The following is a 17,903-nucleotide window of genomic DNA, read 5'->3' as shown; positions in this document are numbered from 1 at the left end:
GGGGACATTTGCGAAAAAAACCGTGCCAATGACCCGGTTTTCTTTGTTTGCTCGAATGGCGCCTGCTCGGTGACGATCAGCGCGAACCGAGGCGGGCCGAAAACGGCTCTGATTCACCGGAAAAGCGCCGAATCTCACTTTGCCCATCATGGGGCAGGGCGCGGGGTGGGGCGCGAAACGATCAACGCATATCGCACCAAACCGGGAGGACCCCTGATGACCAAAGACACCAAGCGCTGGCTTTCCTCGCCCGCAAAGACCCTGTCGCGCCGCGGCTTCATGACCAGCGCTATGGCGGTCGGCATGGCAGGCCCCGCGCTGATGAGCCTGTCGGGTCAGGCCCTGGCCGCCAGCCCGAAACGCGGCGGCACGTTCAAGGTGGGTTTCGGCAGCGGCTCGACGACCGACAACCTGGATCCGGCGACCTATGAAGGCACGATCATGACCGCCGTGGCCTTCCTTTATGGCAACAACCTGGTCGAGGTGGACGCGAACGGTGTGCTGCAGCCGGAACTGGCGGAAAGCTGGGGATCAGAGGACGCGAAGACCTGGGTCTTTACCCTGCGCTCGGGTGTGACCTTCCACAACGGCCAGGCGCTGACGCCGGCGGATGTCATCGCCACGATCGACCACCACCGCGGTGAAGGCTCGAAATCGGCGGTGAACGGGCTGGTCTCGCAGATCAAGGACATGCGTGCGGACGGCAACAACGTGGTGTTCGAGCTGGACGGCGCCAATGCGGACTTCCCCTTCATCCTGTCCGATTACCACCTGGTGATCCTGCCCGCGAAGGACGGTGCGCTGATCGACCCACAGGGTGGCATCGGCACCGGCGGCTATATCATCGATGAGTTCGAGCCCGGCGTTCGCGTGAAGGCGCATCGCAACCCGGATTACTTCAAATCCGACCGCGCCCATTTCGACGAGGTTGAGTTTCTGGCCATCGTCGACTTGACCGCGCGTCAGAATGCGCTGTTGAACGGCTCGGTGCACGCGATTGACCGGGTGGACCCCAAGACCGTCGCCCTTCTAAGCCGCGCGCCGAACATCAACATCCTCGAAAAGACCTCGACCCTGCATTACACCTTCCCGATGCGGGTAGATGCGGCGCCCTTCGACAATTACGACCTGCGCATGGCGCTGAAATATACGGTGAAGCGGCAGGAGCTGGTGGACAAGATCCTGCTGGGCCATGGTGCGGTGGGCAATGACCACCCGATCTCGACTGCGAACCAGTATCACGCGGGCGACCTGGCGCAGCGGGAGTTCGATGCGGACAAGGCGGCCTTCCACTACAAGAAATCCGGTCACAGCGGACCGTTGCAGCTGTCGTCCTCGGATGCGGCCTTTGCCGGTGCGGTCGACGCCGCCCAGCTGATCGCGGCCTCGGCTGCAGAGGCGGGGATCGAGATCGAGGTAGTGCGCGAACCGTCGGATGGCTACTGGTCCAACGTCTGGAACAAGAAGCCCTGGACCGTCGCCTACTGGTCGGGCCGCCCGACCGAGGACTGGATGTTTGCCTCCGCTTACACCGATGACACGGATTGGAACGAGACCGCTTGGCGCACGACGGACGCCGCCAAGCGCTTCAACGCAGTCGTCACCGAGGCGCGCTCGGAACTGGACAGCGACAAACGCCGCGCCTTGTATGCCGAGGCCCAGACCCTGGTGCATGATGATGGTGGCGCATTGATTCCGATGTTTGCAAACCACATCATGGGCGTGGCCAGCACCGTGGCCCATGGCGAGGTTGCCGCGAACTGGGAGATGGATGGTGCCAAGGCGCACGAACGCTGGTGGTTCGCCTGATCCAGGAGGTTCCCCGTCCTGGGCCTGTTCCCCGTTCCTGAGGGCCCGGGACACCCCCTCCTGCCAGCAGATGACCGGCAGGTCGTTTGCTGGCGCTTTTGTCGCAAACGGCCCAGACGCGGGGCCTGAACCAGTGAATACTGAGGTCATGCAACAGATGATCACTCCGAAACGTCTCGACCGTCGTGCCACCGGCTGCGACTTGGTTCCGCAGGGCTGACCCAGCGCCCTTCGCGGGTTGCCTCACGCTTTGTATCCTTCGAGACAACGGAAATGACATATGACCGCTACACCCCAACTGCGCCTCGCCATTGATATTGGCGGTACGTTCACCGACACAGTGCTGGTCGAGGGCGAGGAGACGATTCTGGCTTCGACCAAGACCCTAACCACCCACCAGAACCCCGCCGATGGCGCTATGGAAGGCGCGAAACGTGTGATGGCCCAGACCGGACGCAGCTTGAGCGAGGTCACGGGCTTCATCCACGGCACCACGCTGGCGACCAACGCGCTGATCGAACGGCGAGGGGCGACCGTGGCGACCATCTGCACCGAAGGGTTCCGCGATATCCTGGATATCGGTTACGAACGCCGGTATTCGCAGTACGATATCAACCTGGAAAAGCCCGACCTGTTGGTGCCGCGTGAACATTCGCTGGTGATCGCCGAGCGTATGTCGGTCGATGGCGAGGTGCTGATTCCGCTGAACGAGGGCGCGGTAGAAACCCTGCTTTCGCAGATTGACGAGACCGGCGCCGAGGCGCTGGCGATCTGCCTGATGCACGCCTATGCCAACCCGGCACACGAACTGCGTCTGCGCGAAATCCTGGCGGAGAAACGGCCTGACATTACCGTCTCTATCTCGTCGGAAGTCAGCCCGGAAGCGCGGGAGTTCGACCGGCTCTGCACGACGGTGGCCAACGCCTATATCCAGCCTCTGATGGAGAGTTACCTGGCCCGGTTCGTGGCGCAGTTCGAGGCCGAAGGGGTCACTTGCCCGATCCTGATGATGACCGCAGGCGGCGGCATGTGCACCGTGCAGACCGCCGCACGTTTCCCCATTCGCCTGGTGGAATCCGGTCCCGCCGGGGGCGCAATTCTAGCCGCCCGCATCGCCGCGCGTGCGGGGCTGGAAGAAGTTCTGTCCTTCGACGTGGGCGGCACCACCGCGAAACTGTGCCTGATCGACAAGGCCCGCCCGCAAACCTCCCGCGCGTTTGAGATCGCCCGTGCCGCCCGGTTCATCAAGGGTTCAGGTATGCCCGTGCGCATCCCGGTGATCGAGATGATCGAGATCGGGGCAGGGGGCGGCTCCATCGCCGGGGTCGACCGGTTGGGCCGCCTGACCGTGGGACCCAGGTCGGCAGGGTCCGAGCCCGGCCCGGTCGCCTTCATGCGCGGCGGCACGGACCCGACCGTGACCGACAGCGACATTACGCTCGGCTACATCGTGCCCGACACCTTTGCCGAGGGGCACATCAAGCTGGACCCGGAGGGGTCGAAAGAGGCTCTGACCCGCGTGATCGGGTCGAGGTTGGACACGGACGCGGTGGGATCCGCCGATGGTGTGTCGCGCATTGTTGATGAAAGCATGGCAAGCGCGGGCCGGATGCACGCGGTGGAATCGGGCAAGGACCTTGGACCGCGAACGATGATTGCCTTCGGCGGCAACGGCCCGCTGCACGCCAGCCGCGTGGCACGCTCGGCAGGCGTTAGCCGCATCGTCATCCCGCCCAACCCAGGCGTCGGCTCGGCGGTCGGTTTCCTCTTCGCGCCGGTCAGTTTCGAAATCGTGCGCTCGCGCTATTCACTGTTGAACTCTATGGACCTGGACGGGGTGAACGGGTTGTTCGACGCGATGATTGCCGAGGCCAAGGGCGTGGTCGCTCAGGGCGCCGGTGACGCGGCGACCGAGACCCTGCGCACCGCTTTCATGCGCTACAACGGCCAGGGGCATGAGATCGAGATCACCCTGCCGGACGGGGCATTGACGGCCGACGACATCGCGCCGCTGACCGCCGCCTTCGAAGAGGAGTATCGCAAGCAGTTCTCGCGCCCCGTGCCGGGGATGGAGATCGAGATCCTCAATTGGGCCGTTCGGGTGGCAACGAAGGACAGCGTGGTGCCGCCGGTGCCTTCGACGCCCACGCTCACCACGATCAAACCAAACGGCACCCGCCCAATCACCTGTGACGTGGATGGAAGCGTGAAGGAGGCGGCCTTCGTCGCTCGCGCCGATCTGAAACCGGGCGATCACGTGCCGGGCCCCGCGCTGATCTACGAACCGCAGACTACCACGCTGGTGTCCGCCGATTTCTCTGCCCACCTGGATGCCATCGGCAACCTTGTCCTAATCAAGACCCCCTCAAGTAGCGAAGCGGTAGGGGAAACCATGACTGTCCAGAAAGGAGGCGTATGATGAACATGAACGCCAATCTGAACGCCGACCTCTCGCCCGCCCGCCTGCAAGTCATGTGGAACCGCCTTCTGGCGGTGGTGGAAGAGCAGGGTCAGACCCTGATTCGCGCAGCCTTTTCCCCCATCGTGCGTGAATGCGGTGACATTTCCGCCGGGATCTTCGACGTGAACGGGCGGATGCTGGCCCAGGCCGTCACCGGCACGCCCGGCCATATCAACACCATGGCCGAGGCGGTGCTGCACCTGCGTGGTCGGTTCTCGCTTCAGGACATGAAGCCCGGCGACATCTACATGACCAATGACCCCTGGCTGGCCTCGGGGCACCTGAACGATTTCCTCCTGATGATGCCTGCCTTCAAGGGCGGCAAGGTGGTTGGCTTTACCTCCTGCACCTCGCACCTGGTGGACCTGGGTGGCTTGGGCATGGGGCCAGAAGGCGCTGATATCTATGACGAAGGCCTTCTGATCCCGCCCAGCAAACTGGTCGAGGAAGGCACGCCCAACCAGCTTCTCATGGACATCATCCGCGTGAATTCGCGCGAGCCAATCGCGAACGAGGGCGACATCTACGCGCTGATCGCCTGTTGCGAGGCGGGGGTGAACCGTCTGGTCGCGATGATGGAGGAGTTCGGCATCGACGACCTGCACACCCTGGGCGACTACATCATCGACACCTCGCGCAAGGGCGCGTTGGAGGCGATCGCCGAGGTGCCCGAGGGCACCTACAAGAACATGCTGAAGATGGACGGATATGAGAACGAGCTGGAGCTGCACGCCACCCTGACGGTGACCAAGGACGGGATGCATGTTGACTTCACTGGCACTTCGGGCCTGTCAAAAAAGGGCATCAACGTGCCACTGAACTATGCCACCGCCTACACGGTCTTTGCCCTGCGCTGCATCGTCGGGCCGGATATTCCGAACAACGCAGGGTCGCTGGAGCCCTTCACGGTGGATGGGCCCAAGAACTGCATCCTGAATGCTCAACACCCCGCGCCGGTGGCGATGCGCCATACGCTGGGGCAGGTGACGCCGGACCTGGTTCTGGGCTGCCTGCACCAGGCGCTACCCGATGAGGTGCCGGCGGAAGGCGCGAGCTGCATGTTCGACCTGCCGATGCGCCATGCGCCCGAGGTGGCAGCGGAAGGCGGGCGCGAGTTTGCCATCGAACCCGTGCACAACGGTGGCACCGGCGCGCGGCCTCATGCGGACGGGCTGTCGGCCACGGCCTACCCTTCGGGTGTCTTCGGTTCTCAGGTTGAGATCACGGAGAGCGTGGCGCCCGTCGTGATGTGGCGGCGGGAACTGCTGCCGGATTCCGGTGGGCCCGGCAAGTATCGCGGGGGCCTGGGGCAGCGGATCGAGATGACCTCGTCCAACGGGGCTCCATTTATCGTCTTCCTCTCGGTCGAGCGTCTGAAGTTCCCGGCACTTGGCCGCATGGGCGGGCAGCCAGGCGCGCCGGGGCGGATCCGATTCCGCGAGGGCGCCGAGGACATCCCGGGCAAGGGTGAGCTGCGCGTGACAGGCAAGGACTACCTGATCTTCGACACGCCCGGCGGCGGTGGGTTCGGCGATCCGGCCGACCGCGACCCGGCCGCGCTGGAACTGGACCTGAAACGCGGGCTGGTCACCGAAGAGGGCGCCAAAGCCTATGGGGGGGCGTCATGATCCGCGCTGTCCCCCATGTGAGAGAGATGGCCGCCTATGCGCTGGCCGATCTTGGTGGTGAGGGGACCGTTTCCCTCGCCCAGAACGAAAGTGCCTTTCCGGCGAGCCCCGCGGCCATCGCGGCCGGGCAGGGGGTGCTGGCACAGATGCCTCTGTACCCCGATCCCGACTGGCCCGAGCTGCGCGCGGCGATTGCCCGGGTGTATGGGGTGGCCGCCGAGACGATCCTCTGTGGTGCAGGCTCGATGGAGCTGATCGGCTGCCTGATCCGCGCCTTTGTCGGGCCGGGCGACCGGGTGTTGGGCACGGATTACGGCTATGCCTATGTCGCCTCGGCTACCGCGCAGGTGAAGGCCGATTACGTGAAGGCGCGGGAGGTGGATCTGACCGTTTCGGTCGATGATATCCTGGGGGCGGTCACGGTTGAGACGAAGATCGTCTTCGTCTGCAACCCGGGCAATCCTACCGGCACGCTCATTCCGAATGCTGAGATCATCCGCCTGCGTGACGCCCTGCCAGCGGGCGTGCTGCTGGTGGTCGATCAGGCCTATGCGGAGTTTTCGGACGCCGCCGAAGACCCCGCCGAGGTTTTCGCGCTGGTTGACCGGGGCGACACGGTGGTCATGCGCACTTTCTCCAAGGCCTTCGGGCTGGCGGGCGCGCGGGTCGGCTGGGGCGTTTTCCCGCCCGAGATCGCCGGGGAGGTGCGCAAGCTTCTGAACCCCAACAATGTCTCGATCCCGTCGCAGGCCATGGCGACGGCGGCGATGCTGGACCAGGCGCATATGCAGGACACGGTGGCGAAGACCGTCGCGATCCGGGATCGCTTTGCCGAAGGCTGCCGCGCGCTGGGGTTGGAGGTGGCGCGGAGCCATACCAACTTCGTGCTGATCCGCTTCGCCAGCGTCGAAGCTGCGCAAATGGCCGATGCCGCCCTGCGCGCGGCGGGGCTCTTGATGCGGGGCATGGGGGGCTATGGGCTGGCCGACTGCCTGCGCGCGACGATTTGTGATGAGGCGGTGATGGGCCGCTGCCTCTCCGTGCTGACGGAGGTGCGCGCATGACGTTCGAGTCTCGTACCCGCGCAAAGATCGGCGTCTTGGTGCCCTATACCAACACCAACCTGGAACCGGACATGATGCTTATGCGCTGCCCGGACACCACGTTGCACTTCCAGCGCATGGGCGGCTACGACGTCAATGAAATCCCCGGGTCCGACCAGATGGCCGGGCTTGGGGCGTCGGACATTTCCCACGACCTGCGCATGATCTCGGGCGTGCGGCCGGACGTGGTTCTGTATGGCTGCACCTCGGCCACGCTGACCCATGGGCCATCCTTTGACGCTGAGCTGGCAGAGGATATCAAGGCGGGTTCTGGCGCGGTGTCGCTGACCGCCGCCGGGTCGCTGGTGGCAGCGGTTCAGGCACTTGGCGTGACCAAGGTCGGCTTTTCCTCGCCCTATCTGGGCGAGATCAACGTGCAGGCAATGGATTTCTTGGCCGAGAACGGGATCGAGACGGTGAAATGCGCCGATGTGGGCCGCGAGCTGGGCAATTATGGCCAGGGCGAGCTGACCCCGGACGAGGTGTTCGATCTGGCCTGCGAGGCGGACCACCTCGAAGCCCAAGCCATCGTGCTGAGCTGCACCGACATGCGCTCGGTCGAAGCTGTCGCGCGGATCGAAGCCGCTTTGGACAAGCCTGTCGTGACCTCGAACCAGGCGATGATGTTCGCGCTGATGCGCGCACTGGGTCTGCCGCGTCACGCGGGCGTTCCGGGGCGCCTGTTCGACCTTCTGTAATCAAGGCGCGGTCCGGGTCGGGGCCGCGTCACCCCAGCGCCTGTTCAACGAAGGCGATCAGCGGAGCGAAGTCATGGCCGTCGGCGGCCCGCAGCGCCCTGATATAGCGCTGCCGGTGATGGCATTCGCTGGTTAGGGCGCCCTCATGTACCCAGTCGATGAACAGATCCGGGTCGATCCGGCGCAGCAACTCGTTGGCCGTAATGCGAGACCAGCGGCCGTTACTATTGGCGAAGGGAAGGATGCGCACCAAGCGGTGATGGAACAGCGCCACCGCCTCGGCCGGGGGAAGACCACATCGTCCAGCCACAGCCGTGCGTCATCCAGCGCATAGAGCAGCTCGGACGAGAGCTGCCAGACCGGCACGCCAATGTTCTTTTCGGTCTGGCGGTAATCGCCCGCCCAGGTCCAGACATCACCGAACAGGCGGCGGTGCACCTCGCGCGCCGAGGCGTCACTCAGCAGGTCGAAACGGCGCGGCCGCGTATCGAGCCAGCGCAACCCCTGTTCGATATTGACTGCTTCGACCTCGTTCAGCGCGTCGTGGGTGGTGATACCCTTGAGCTTCAGCCCCTGAAGCTCATCCGCCGTCAGCGGCGTCGCCCTCGGGATAGCCCGCCAGCCCGCTCATGACCAGAAGCCCCGGCGCAAGTCGCGGGTCAGTCAGCTCGCGGGCCAGTTCCTCGACCGCGTCCTCGGAGCTTTGCAGCCCGTCCGACTGCGCATCCACCGCCATCTGCGCGCGGGTGCGCCGAATGATCCGTCCCGCGGTGGCGCGGGCCACCTTGTCGAGCTGCGCCAGGGTCACACCCCAGTTCTTCTCGCGACTTTCCAGTTTCGAGATGGTCGGACGGGCCACGCCGACGCGGTCCGCAAGCTCGGTAATGCTCATGCCCAGGGAGGTGCGGAACTGTTCGATTCAGCCGGTCTGCACCGATAGATCGCGCAGCGCCGTGGCCGCCGCATCGACCTGGGCATCGTTGCGGCGCCCATTGATCGTCTTAGCATCGCGCATGGGAACTCCGCTGTGCATCTCAAGGAAATAGCGAGTTCCACCCGTACCTTATTGGGTACGCTTTTTGGGAAACAGATAGTTTATAGGCTACAGTTCTATGATATTTTGTAGCTTATAGAGACCCTTTTCGACAAAATACGTGCCCTGAAGGCTAAACTACTGGCGCAAACTACGCCCCCGGCTGTTTGGGCCGGGGAGCGAAGCGCGGTGGGGCAGGGGGGATCAGGGCTCGTCCGAACCGATCTCTTCCTTCCGGCGCGCGATATAGGCGTCCAGTTCATCGCGGATCGCCGGGTCCATCACGGGCGCCTCGTATTCCCGCAACGCCTGTTGCCAGAGTTCGGTTGCGCGGGTCAGTGCGGTCTTGGCACCCGCGGCCTCCCAGGCGCCGTGGTTCTGCCAATCCGACAGCATCGGCGAATAGAAGGCGGTTTCATAGCGCGCCATCGTGTGGTCGGTGCCGAAGAAATGCCCGCCGGTGGGTACGTCCTTGATCGCGTCAAGGCCTAGCTCATCCTCATCGAACTTCAGGGGTTTCAGGAACTCCATCATGTTCTGGATGATCTCCACATCCATGATGAATTTTTCATAGGACGCGGTCAGCCCACCTTCGAGCCAGCCAGCCGCGTGATAGACCAGGTTCGTCCCGCCCAGCACCGCGCCCCAAGTGGCCATCATTGTCTCGTAAGCCGCCTGCAGGTCGACCACGTTCGAGGCGTTGGCATTCGACGTCCGGTAGGGAATGCCATAGCGGCGGCAGAGCTGGCCGGAGATCATGTTGGCCTTGCTGTTTTCCGGCGTGCCAAAGGCAGGCGCGCCAGATTTCATATCCACGTTCGAGGTGAAGGATCCATACATGACCGGCGTACCGGGGTTTACCAGCTGAGTGAGAGTCACGCCAAAAAGCGCTTCGGCATTCTGCTGGGCGAGAGCGGCGGGCAGGGTCACCGGAGTCATGGCACCCATCAGGGTAAAGGGCGTGATCGTGACAGGCTGGCCATGCTCGGCCATGGCGATCAGCCCGTCGCCCATCGCATCATCGAACAGGCGCGGGGAGTTGACCGAGATGATGGTGATCACGCCCGGGTCGTCACGCATCTGCTCAAGCGTCATGCCGCGCGCGATGGCCATCATGTTGATCCCATCCATCGCCCGGCCCCGGCCAATGGCGGTCGCGTGGAAGCTGAGGTCCGAGTAGGTCAGGTTGGCGTTGTAGGTGTCCAGGTGGCGGTTGTTCGCGGGCATTTCCTGCGGCGCGGTGACCTGATTGCCGATCAGGTGAACCGCGTTGAAGTGATGCGCCAGCTTTATGAAGTTGCAGTAGTCCTCATAGTTGCCCGCGCGGCGGCCATTGATGCAGTCATGCACATTGGGCGGCCCGGCGACGAGACCGAAGTTCACGTTGTTGCCGCCCAGCGTGATGCGTTTTGCCGCGTTGCGCGAGGTAAGGGTAAAGGTCTGAGGCACCGTCTCCAGCGCCTTCATGACGATGCTTTCGTCGATACGGATTGTCTTGGTGTCGCGATCAACGAGGGCGCCCACGCCCTCGAACAGGTCCATGACATTGTCGCCCATGACGCGGATGCCGGCCTCTGACAGGATGCGCATGGAGGTCTGGTGCAGCTTTTCCAGCTGCCCCTCGTCCAGAATCTCCATCTTCGGAGTGGTGTTGATCACGTTCTGCCAAGGCAGTTGTTGAATGCCGCCACCGCTGCGGGTGGATTTACCTCGACGACCGCCGGTGCGTCTTTCACGGGCCATGTTCAGTATCCTCGTTCGGGATTGACGATGTTGCTCAGCGCTTCGCCCTTGCGATAGCGCCACAGGTTTTCGGAAAACATCTCGACCGATTTCAGGTCCCAGCCGTCATAGACCGACGAGCAATGCGGCGTGATGATCACGTTGTCGAAGCCCCAGAGCACGTGGTCACAGGGCAGGGGTTCGATGGAGAAGACGTCGAGCGCGGCGCCACGAATGCTGCCGTTTTCGACGGCCCGGATCAGCGGTAATTCGTCGATTACCCCGCCGCGGGAGACGTCGACGATGACCGCTTCGGGTTTCATGGCCGCGAAGGCGTCGGCATGCACCAGCCCACGGGTGCTGTCCAGAAGCGGAACGCAGGCGACGATGATATCGGCGCGGGGCCAGAGGTCGGGGAGGGCCTCCATACCGTGGACCTCATCCACGTTCGGGGTGTCCTTAGGCCGGGCGCGCACGCCGATGGTGTTCAGCCCCAGGGCCTTCATCCGTGCGGCCACGGCCATACCGGTCTGGCCCAGTCCCAGGATCAGCACAGTCTTGCCGTCGATGGGTTCAACCTTGCCTGCGACCCATTCACGACGGTCCTGCGCCGCCCGGAACCCGGGCAGGCCGAGCGAGAAGTGGAACATCGCCCCCACCGCATATTGCGCCATCATGTCCGCCGCCACGCCTGCCGCATTGGTCACGGTCAGGGCTTCGGGGTCCCAGGGGTTCATATGGTCGGTGCCCGACCCGCCGACCGAGACCCATTTGACCGTGGGTGCGTCGATCAGCGACTGGCGAGGAAAGCTTGGGGTGCCCCCAAAGCGCACGGAATAGACCACCTCGGCGCCGGTGTCCGCGATCAGCGCGGGTAGGGCGTCGTAGCTGTCACAGGTGTGGATTTCCAGGTCCGGATGGCCCTTGGCCAACACCTCGCGCGAGGCCTCGGGGTTGTCGGTGTGCAGGATGATGACGGGTTTTTTCATGGGGCAAATTCCTGTGCTGCGGTGGCGACAGCATTGGCAACAAACGCCGTGGCGGCAATGTCGAACAGGACCGAGAAGCCGGGGACCTCGTCACGGGTGTCGCGCCAGGTGATTGCCTCGACATAGCCGACGCGGGTCTGGGCGATCTGGCCGTCACCAAAAGCGCGCGGTGAAAGATCGACGGGGCAGATTTTCGCTATCAGATCCCCCAGGCGCGGGCCAGACAGGTGCATCCAGGCCCAGGTCTCCTCGCGCCAGGCGTCATAGCCTTTGGGGGCGGGGGCGGCCTGCCATTTGGCCCGCAGGGCGTCGGCACCTTCGATCACCAGAAGATCTTCGCGGCCCAGGCGCAGGACACCGTTTGCCATGCGGTTGACCTCAGGCAGGTCCAGCCCCTGCGTGACCAGCCAATCGGCCGAGCCACGCCCCTTGAGGCCGAAGCGGGGCAAGGGGGTGAGGTCGATGAGCCTTACCGGGCCGGTGGTGAGGGGCGTGCCGAAAGCGGCACCACCGGGTTGAAGCGGATAGGTTCGCATGATCACACCTCCTGCCGCGTATTGTCGGGATCGAAGAAGGCATGGGGGCCGACCGGCACCGTTACTCGCGCGCCATTGCGGCATTTTACCGTCACCGGCGAGCCAATCTCCGCATCACGCCCGTCTACATAGGCCAGCGCGATGTGCTTGGCGAGCGTGGGCGAGTAGAGCACCGAGGTCACGTGACCCACCGGGACTTCGTCCCGCAGAACCAGGCAGCTTTCGCCGGGGATGTCGCCACCGTCGAAGCTCACCCCCACAAGCTTGCGCGGCAGGCCCTTGTTGCGACGCATCTCGATCGCGCGTTTGCCGACGAAGAAGGGTTTGGCCTTCGAGATCGCCCAGCCGAAGCCGAGTTCATCCGGCGAGGTCAGCGCGTCGGTGTCCTGGCCGATCAGGATATGGCCTTTCTCCAGGCGCAGGATGCGGCTGGCTTCCAGCCCGTAGGGGCGCAGGCCGGTGGGTTCACCCGCCGCCAGGATCGCGTCCCAGAGGGTTTTGGCCATGCTGGACAGGCAGTGGAGTTCATAGCTTAGCTCGCCGGTAAACCCGATCCGCATCGCGCGCACGGGTACACCTGCGACGGTTCCGGAGCGGCCGTCGAGATAGGCGAACCCATCGCGGCTGAAATCAATGTCGCTGTCGAGCCGCTCGACCACCTGACGCGCCTTCGGGCCGGTGATGTTGAAGCCGGAGAAGGCGGAGGTCACGTTCAGCACATCCACATCCAGTCGCCATTGTGCATTCCAGAACAGCATGTCCGCATAGACCCGCGCGACGGCGCCAGTCGTGGCGGTGACGTAAAACATGTCGGGGGCCAGGCGATAGGCGACGCCATCGTCGATGACGGTGCCCATTTCATTGGTCATCAGGCAGTACCGGCAGCGGCCAACAGGCTGTTTCTTGTAGGTCATGGTGTAAATGCGGTTCAGGAACTCGCCCGCATCCGGCCCGCGCACTTCGAGCCCGCCGAGCGTCGAGACGTCGAGCACCCCCACCCCTTCGCGCACCGCGCGCACCTCTTCCTCGATCAGGCGTTTGGCATCCGCTTTGGGACCGTAGAAATAGGGCCGCCACCAGGCTCCGACGGGACGCATGTCTGCGCCGAGGCGCAGGTGTTCCTGATGCAGCGCCGAGCGGCGTTCGGCCGGGTGGTGGTGGCCCGAGAGTACGCCCAGGGTCTCGGGGGCAACGGGCGGCCGGGAGGTGGTCACGCCTGTTTGGGCGATGGTGCGGTCGGTAGACTTCGCCACGATCCGCGCGGTGGCGAGCGCCGAGTGGCGGCCCTGGCTTGGCCCCATGCCGACGGTGGTAAAGCGCTTGATCAGCTCCAGCTCGCGGTAGCCTTCATTTGTGGCGTTTTGCAGGTCCTTGACCTGAATATCTTCGTCGCGGTCAACGAAATCCTTGCCCTTGGGGTGGGGGGCGATTTGAGGTTCGAAATTCGCCATGGCGGCTTCGGGATCGACGACGGGAGATACCGCACGCGTGGGCAGGTCGAGCCGGGCCAGCGCCTTTTGTGCCGCGATCTGGGCGTCAGCGATGACCGCCTCGGCGACCACCGCGCCATTAATGCTGCCGGCTACGCCCAGGGGCGCCTCGGGCAGGGTCAGCGAGAAGCGCGCGGTGGCGTCGTCGTAACCGAGTTTCGCACCCGCCTGGCAGGGCAGTTGCCACATCGGCGCGCTTCCGGTCGAAATGACGACAAGGTCACAGGCGAGGCGGCCGCCCTCGACGGTGACGCCGGTGACGTGTTTCTTGCCATGGGCTTCGTTGATGGTGCCATTGCGGATTTCGACACCCTTCTGGTGCAGGGTCTCAGTCATGACGCCTCCGGAGCCACCGGGGCGCGGGTCCACCAAGGCGGTGATCTCCACCCCTGCCTCCAGCAGGTCCAGCGCCACGCGGTAGCCGTCGGGGTTTGCGGCCAGCACAACGGCGCGAGTGCCAGGCCTCACCGCGTAATGGCGCATGAGACGCTGCGCGGCCGAGCCGTGCAGGATTCCCGGCAGGTCGTTGTTGCGGAAGACGGCGGGCTGTTCGATGCAGCCGGTGGCCAGAATGACTTCTTTCGCGCGGGTCTTGTAGAGCTTGTTGCCCCGGATCAGCGGCAGCCAGTTGTCCTCGAACCAGCCATTCACCAGCGTATCGGCCATGAGGCGCAGGTTCGGGAGTGCTTTGGCGCGGGCCAGCAGGTTGGGCAGGATCGCGTCACCGCCAGGGCGGTAGGTCAGCGCACCGCCCAGATCCGGCTCCATCTCGGCCAGGATTACGTCGGCACCCGCCTCGGCAGCCTCAATGGCGGCGGTCAGCCCGGCCAGGCCACCGCCCACGACCAGGGCATCGCAGAACAAGTTGGCCTTCTCGAAATCCTGGTGCATCGCTTTGGTGTCGAGCACGCCCAGGCCCGCTTTCTTGCGAATGAGCGGTTCCCAGAATTTCAGCCAGCTCGACCGCGTGGGCCCCATGAAGGTGCGGTAGTAAAAGCCCACCGGCATGAAGCGGCCGAGCTTGTCCATGAAGGCATCGCGGTCGCGCGCAAGGCTGCCGTTCACGTTCTGGGCGGTGACCGTCAGGCCTTCGGAAATCTCGTGGCGGTCCGCCTGCACGTTGGGGTCCGAGGGCAGTTGCACCAGCGTGTCCGCCTCGGCCCCGGCCATGGACATGAGACCGCGCGGGCGGTGGTATTTGAAGCTGCGCGACAGCATCCATTGGCCGTTGGCGGCGAGCGCCGAGGCGATCACGTCGCCTTTCAGTCCGGTGAAATTCTGGCCTTCGAAGGTGAAGCTCACCGGCACGTCGCGGTTGATGCGCGAGCCATAAGGGGCGGGCAGGCGGGTCATGGGCAGGCCTCCAGCTCGGACGCATCGAAGGTACGGAACACTTCGTTCGTGGTGGCGTGGCGCTCGGCCAGGAAGAAGTAGTTCGACGGCACGTGGCGCCACCATTCGGTAATCACGCCTGTCGAGTTGTCGGCACGGAACAGGTGGCGGGCCCAGTCCTGATCAGAGGTTGTCTCCGGGTCCGGGTCGGGCTTCACGGGCCCGAAACACTGGAACTCGTTGATGTTGCGCGGGCCATTAAGGGGGCAGGTAAGGATCTTCATATCAGTGACTCGCAGCGGTTGCGCCCATTTCATTGAGCAGTTCGAAGTTGGCGAAACGCTCCATGGTAAAGGGTTTCAGGATCGGGGCGACACGTTCGTTCGCAATCGTCTGGGCCATGTATTTTCCGGCCACCGGCGTGGCCTTGAAGCCCCAGGTGCCCCAACCGCAATCAAGCCAGAGGTTGGACAGGGGGCTTGCCCCCATGATCGGCGAATAATCCGGAGTCATGTCAGTGATGCCTGCCCATTGGCGCATCAGCCGCACCCCTTGCAGGAACGGGAAAAGATGCGTGGCGCCCTCGGCCAGGTGCTCCTTCATGTCCAGGGTCGAGCGGGTGGAATAGAGCTGATAGGGGTCCGATCCGCCGCCGATCACGATCTCTCCACGCGAGCTTTGCACCAAGTACGTGTGCAGGCTGACGGAGCTGACCAGCGTGTGCAGCCAGGGTTTCAGCGGTTGCGTGACCATGGCTTGCAGCGGGTAGCTGCGGATCGGCAATTCGACCCCCGCCTTCATCGCCATGTCGTAGTTCATGCCACCGACCGCGATCATAACCTGACCGGCAGAGATATCACCGCGATTGGTGCGCACCTTGGTGATTTTGCCGCCGTCGGTGTCGAAGCCCTGCACCTCGGTGCGTTGGTGGATTTCGACACCCCGCCGCGAGGCCTGCGCGGCATAGCCCCAGGCCACTGCATCATGGCGCGCGGTGCCGCCGTCGGCGTGCCACAGCCCGCCCATGATCTCCAGCGGCCCGCCTTCGTCCATATTCAGATGCGGCGAGAGATCCTTGACCGCCTTGGCATCTACCACCTCGATACTCGTGCCCGCCTGTTTGCCCATTTCGGCACGTAGGTGGAACGACCGCAGGGTCGCTTCAGTATGGGCCAGAGTCAGCTGCCCGCGCTGCGAGAACATGACGTTGAAGTCTAACTCCTCGCTCATCTCCTCATAGAGTTCGACGCCTTCCTTGTAGAAGGCGATGCCCTCCTTGGTGATGTAGTTCGAGCGGATCGTGGTCGTGTTGCGCGCGGTATTGCCGCCGGCGAGGTAACCCTTTTCCAACACCGCAACATTGGTGATGCCGTGGTACTTCGACAGGTAATGGGCGCAGGCCAACCCATGGCCACCGCCACCGACGATCACCACGTCGTAATCAGATTTCAGATTCGGTGTGGCGGGGATGTCGCCGGTCACTGGATAGCGTGAGGAGAGCGCGTATTTGAGCAGCCGCAGTGGCATGGGGCGGTCCTGTCTGAATCTTTGTCTTTTGTCGGAGGATCAGGGGGCGTCGAAGATCAGTGCGCCGAGGTCGGAGAATTTCGACCCCGGCTGCGTCAGCCCCAGCACCGCGTCGCGGATCGCCGCCGCGCGGGCCTCGCCCAGCGAAGGCGTGGCGAATCCCATGAACTTCTGCACCACCTCGTCGTGGTCCATTGGCGCTTCGGGCCCGCCACGCGCGTGCACGTCGCCGGATGCGAGTTCGCGCCCGTCCGTGGTGGTGATCACCACATCGGCAATGCGGCAGGCCGGGAAGCGGTCGGAGTGGCGGGCCGACTCGTTCACGGTGATGCGGGGCAGGATGTTCGCAACCAGCGGGTCGGCCAACCCGTCACCGGTGATGTGTTCGACGCCAATGCGTCCATGGATGACCATGGTCGCGACCGCGAAGGGCAGCGAATACTGCGCCTTCGAAGTGTCATCCGGCAAACCCTGGAACAGGCAGGCGCCTTCATGGAAGGTGTTGACCTCGATCGCGGCGATCTCCTCGTGGGTCAGGCCGTGTTCGCGGATCAGGGCGCGGGTCGCGTCAATCGCCGCATGGGCCCAGCGGCAGATCGGGTAGGGCTTCACGTATTGATGTTCCATCTGCCAGAAGGCGCCGAGGTCGTCCCAGTGATGGGCGACGCGGTCTTCCTCGATGGTGATCGCGGGCGCGCCGGTAAAGCCGTTTTCGGCCAGCACGGCTGAGGACAAACCGACCATCGCGCCCCAGCCGGAGCCGTCATGCAGCATCGTGGGATTGGCAATCTCCCGCATCATCTGGCTGCGGGGGCCGTGATATTCGGCGATGCCCATGGCCTGGCGCATTTGTTCGGCCGACATGCCCCGCATCCGCGCCGCCATAGCCACCACGCCAAGCACATTCCAGGCGCCAGAGGTGTGGTAATCGCAGGCGGTGTCATGCAGGGCGATGCCTGCGCGGCCCGCAACTTCGTAGCCGATGGTCACGGTGACCAGTGCCTCACGGCCCGAAAAATCGGCCACGGTTTCGGACAGGGCGGCCAGCGCCGGAACCACCACCACGCCGATATGGCCCTTGGTGGGGTTGTAGCCGTCATGGCCGTCCAGATTGTCGGTCTGGGTCGCGGCGGCGAAACCGGCGCCCGCCAAGCTGACCCGCCGCCCATCGAACATCATACGTGCCGAGGAGTGCGGATTGTCGGATCCGTAAAGCGCCACGGCCCCGTCGCGGGCAATGCGCCCCGCGTTCATCGGGCCCGCGCCGATGGTAATGCCCAGCGTGTCCAGGAGCATCAGCGCGGCGGCCTCCAGCGTTTGGTCGGGAAACTCCGAAGCCGGGCGAGCCAGGGTAAACTCGGCCACACGCGCGAAAGTATCAGAGATCGCGGGGGCGGGAAGGGTGCTATCAGCCACGGGTCTGCCTCGACATTGATGAACCGGTTCCCCCAGCTTAGGCCCGGACCCCGGCCACCTCACGAAAACAAAAAAAGGGCTTAGGCACCGGATTTTTTGTACCACTCGCGCCCACGCGGGCGTATGCCGGGGTAAACCCCATCCCGCGCCCGGATATCG

14 protein-coding genes are annotated in these 17,903 nt (G+C 64.2%); 5 read left to right on the top strand and 9 right to left on the bottom strand.

Going from position 1 to position 17,903, the window contains the following annotated elements:
* Positions 1 to 216: 216 nt before the first annotated feature.
* From ACR0KW_RS21065 to ACR0KW_RS21045, 5 genes are all read left to right on the top strand, one after another.
* The gene (locus ACR0KW_RS21065) at positions 217 to 1,809 is read left to right on the top strand and encodes an ABC transporter substrate-binding protein (protein ID WP_480806751.1); all 1,593 of its coding nucleotides are present in this window, start codon (positions 217 to 219) and stop codon (positions 1,807 to 1,809) included.
* A gap of 280 nt (positions 1,810 to 2,089) precedes the next feature.
* Positions 2,090 to 4,228 carry a hydantoinase/oxoprolinase family protein gene (locus ACR0KW_RS21060; RefSeq protein ID WP_480806750.1) on the top strand — a complete coding sequence of 713 codons (2,139 nt, stop codon included), beginning with the start codon at positions 2,090 to 2,092 and terminating at the stop codon, positions 4,226 to 4,228.
* Positions 4,228 to 5,898, top strand: a complete 1,671-nt coding sequence (locus ACR0KW_RS21055; RefSeq protein WP_480806749.1) for a hydantoinase B/oxoprolinase family protein — start codon at positions 4,228 to 4,230, stop codon at positions 5,896 to 5,898. Before ACR0KW_RS21060 ends, ACR0KW_RS21055 begins: the two co-directional genes overlap by 1 nt.
* The gene (locus tag ACR0KW_RS21050) at positions 5,895 to 6,962 is read left to right on the top strand and encodes a pyridoxal phosphate-dependent aminotransferase (protein ID WP_480806748.1); all 1,068 of its coding nucleotides are present in this window, start codon (positions 5,895 to 5,897) and stop codon (positions 6,960 to 6,962) included. Before ACR0KW_RS21055 ends, ACR0KW_RS21050 begins: the two co-directional genes overlap by 4 nt.
* Positions 6,959 to 7,699 (top strand): maleate cis-trans isomerase family protein, encoded by a 741-nt coding sequence (locus ACR0KW_RS21045; RefSeq protein WP_480806747.1) that lies wholly within the window; start codon positions 6,959 to 6,961, stop codon positions 7,697 to 7,699. The genes ACR0KW_RS21050 and ACR0KW_RS21045 overlap by 4 nt, the downstream gene beginning before the upstream one ends.
* A gap of 28 nt (positions 7,700 to 7,727) precedes the next feature.
* On the opposite strand, the gene ACR0KW_RS21040 is transcribed toward ACR0KW_RS21045, so the two are convergent.
* The 9 genes from ACR0KW_RS21040 to ACR0KW_RS21000 form a co-directional block, all read right to left on the bottom strand.
* Entirely contained in the window at positions 7,728 to 8,009 is a 282-nt protein-coding gene (locus ACR0KW_RS21040; RefSeq protein WP_480806746.1) for a Fic family protein, read from the bottom strand.
* A gap of 270 nt (positions 8,010 to 8,279) precedes the next feature.
* Positions 8,280 to 8,618, bottom strand: a complete 339-nt coding sequence (locus ACR0KW_RS21035) for a helix-turn-helix domain-containing protein (protein WP_480806773.1) — start codon at positions 8,616 to 8,618, stop codon at positions 8,280 to 8,282.
* A gap of 318 nt (positions 8,619 to 8,936) precedes the next feature.
* The gene (locus ACR0KW_RS21030) at positions 8,937 to 10,475 is read right to left on the bottom strand and encodes a trimethylamine methyltransferase family protein (RefSeq protein WP_480806745.1); all 1,539 of its coding nucleotides are present in this window, start codon (positions 10,473 to 10,475) and stop codon (positions 8,937 to 8,939) included.
* A gap of 2 nt (positions 10,476 to 10,477) precedes the next feature.
* Positions 10,478 to 11,443 (bottom strand): D-2-hydroxyacid dehydrogenase, encoded by a 966-nt coding sequence (locus tag ACR0KW_RS21025; protein WP_480806744.1) that lies wholly within the window; start codon positions 11,441 to 11,443, stop codon positions 10,478 to 10,480.
* Positions 11,440 to 11,979 (bottom strand): hypothetical protein, encoded by a 540-nt coding sequence (locus ACR0KW_RS21020; RefSeq protein WP_480806743.1) that lies wholly within the window; start codon positions 11,977 to 11,979, stop codon positions 11,440 to 11,442. Before ACR0KW_RS21020 ends, ACR0KW_RS21025 begins: the two co-directional genes overlap by 4 nt.
* Positions 11,980 to 11,981: 2 nt before the next feature.
* Positions 11,982 to 14,822 (bottom strand): FAD-dependent oxidoreductase, encoded by a 2,841-nt coding sequence (locus ACR0KW_RS21015; RefSeq protein WP_480806742.1) that lies wholly within the window; start codon positions 14,820 to 14,822, stop codon positions 11,982 to 11,984.
* The gene (locus ACR0KW_RS21010; protein ID WP_480806741.1) at positions 14,819 to 15,085 is read right to left on the bottom strand and encodes a sarcosine oxidase subunit delta; all 267 of its coding nucleotides are present in this window, start codon (positions 15,083 to 15,085) and stop codon (positions 14,819 to 14,821) included. Before ACR0KW_RS21010 ends, ACR0KW_RS21015 begins: the two co-directional genes overlap by 4 nt.
* Position 15,086: 1 nt before the next feature.
* Positions 15,087 to 16,328 (bottom strand): FAD-dependent oxidoreductase, encoded by a 1,242-nt coding sequence (locus ACR0KW_RS21005; RefSeq protein ID WP_480806740.1) that lies wholly within the window; start codon positions 16,326 to 16,328, stop codon positions 15,087 to 15,089.
* Between the two features lie 39 nt (positions 16,329 to 16,367).
* Positions 16,368 to 17,714 (bottom strand): MmgE/PrpD family protein, encoded by a 1,347-nt coding sequence (locus tag ACR0KW_RS21000; RefSeq protein ID WP_480806772.1) that lies wholly within the window; start codon positions 17,712 to 17,714, stop codon positions 16,368 to 16,370.
* Positions 17,715 to 17,903: the final 189 nt, after the last annotated feature.

This window comes from Ruegeria sp. CG11 (genome assembly GCF_056537245.1).
Note: the sequence above shows the minus strand (reverse complement) of the source record. Positions and strands in the feature narration are given on the sequence as shown.

Bases quoted from the DNA above. Each gene is read 5' to 3' on its own strand.
- ACR0KW_RS21065 (WP_480806751.1), top strand. From the start codon at position 217: ATGACCAAAGACACCAAGCGCTGGCTTTCCTCGCCCGCAAAGACCCTG.
- ACR0KW_RS21060 (WP_480806750.1), top strand. From the start codon at position 2,090: ATGACCGCTACACCCCAACTGCGCCTCGCCATTGATATTGGCGGTACG.
- ACR0KW_RS21055 (WP_480806749.1), top strand. From the start codon at position 4,228: ATGAACATGAACGCCAATCTGAACGCCGACCTCTCGCCCGCCCGCCTG.
- ACR0KW_RS21050 (WP_480806748.1), top strand. From the start codon at position 5,895: ATGATCCGCGCTGTCCCCCATGTGAGAGAGATGGCCGCCTATGCGCTG.
- ACR0KW_RS21045 (WP_480806747.1), top strand. From the start codon at position 6,959: ATGACGTTCGAGTCTCGTACCCGCGCAAAGATCGGCGTCTTGGTGCCC.
- ACR0KW_RS21030 (WP_480806745.1), bottom strand. From the start codon at position 10,475: ATGGCCCGTGAAAGACGCACCGGCGGTCGTCGAGGTAAATCCACCCGC.
- ACR0KW_RS21025 (WP_480806744.1), bottom strand. From the start codon at position 11,443: ATGAAAAAACCCGTCATCATCCTGCACACCGACAACCCCGAGGCCTCG.
- ACR0KW_RS21020 (WP_480806743.1), bottom strand. From the start codon at position 11,979: ATGCGAACCTATCCGCTTCAACCCGGTGGTGCCGCTTTCGGCACGCCC.
- ACR0KW_RS21015 (WP_480806742.1), bottom strand. From the start codon at position 14,822: ATGACCCGCCTGCCCGCCCCTTATGGCTCGCGCATCAACCGCGACGTG.
- ACR0KW_RS21010 (WP_480806741.1), bottom strand. From the start codon at position 15,085: ATGAAGATCCTTACCTGCCCCCTTAATGGCCCGCGCAACATCAACGAG.
- ACR0KW_RS21005 (WP_480806740.1), bottom strand. From the start codon at position 16,328: ATGCCACTGCGGCTGCTCAAATACGCGCTCTCCTCACGCTATCCAGTG.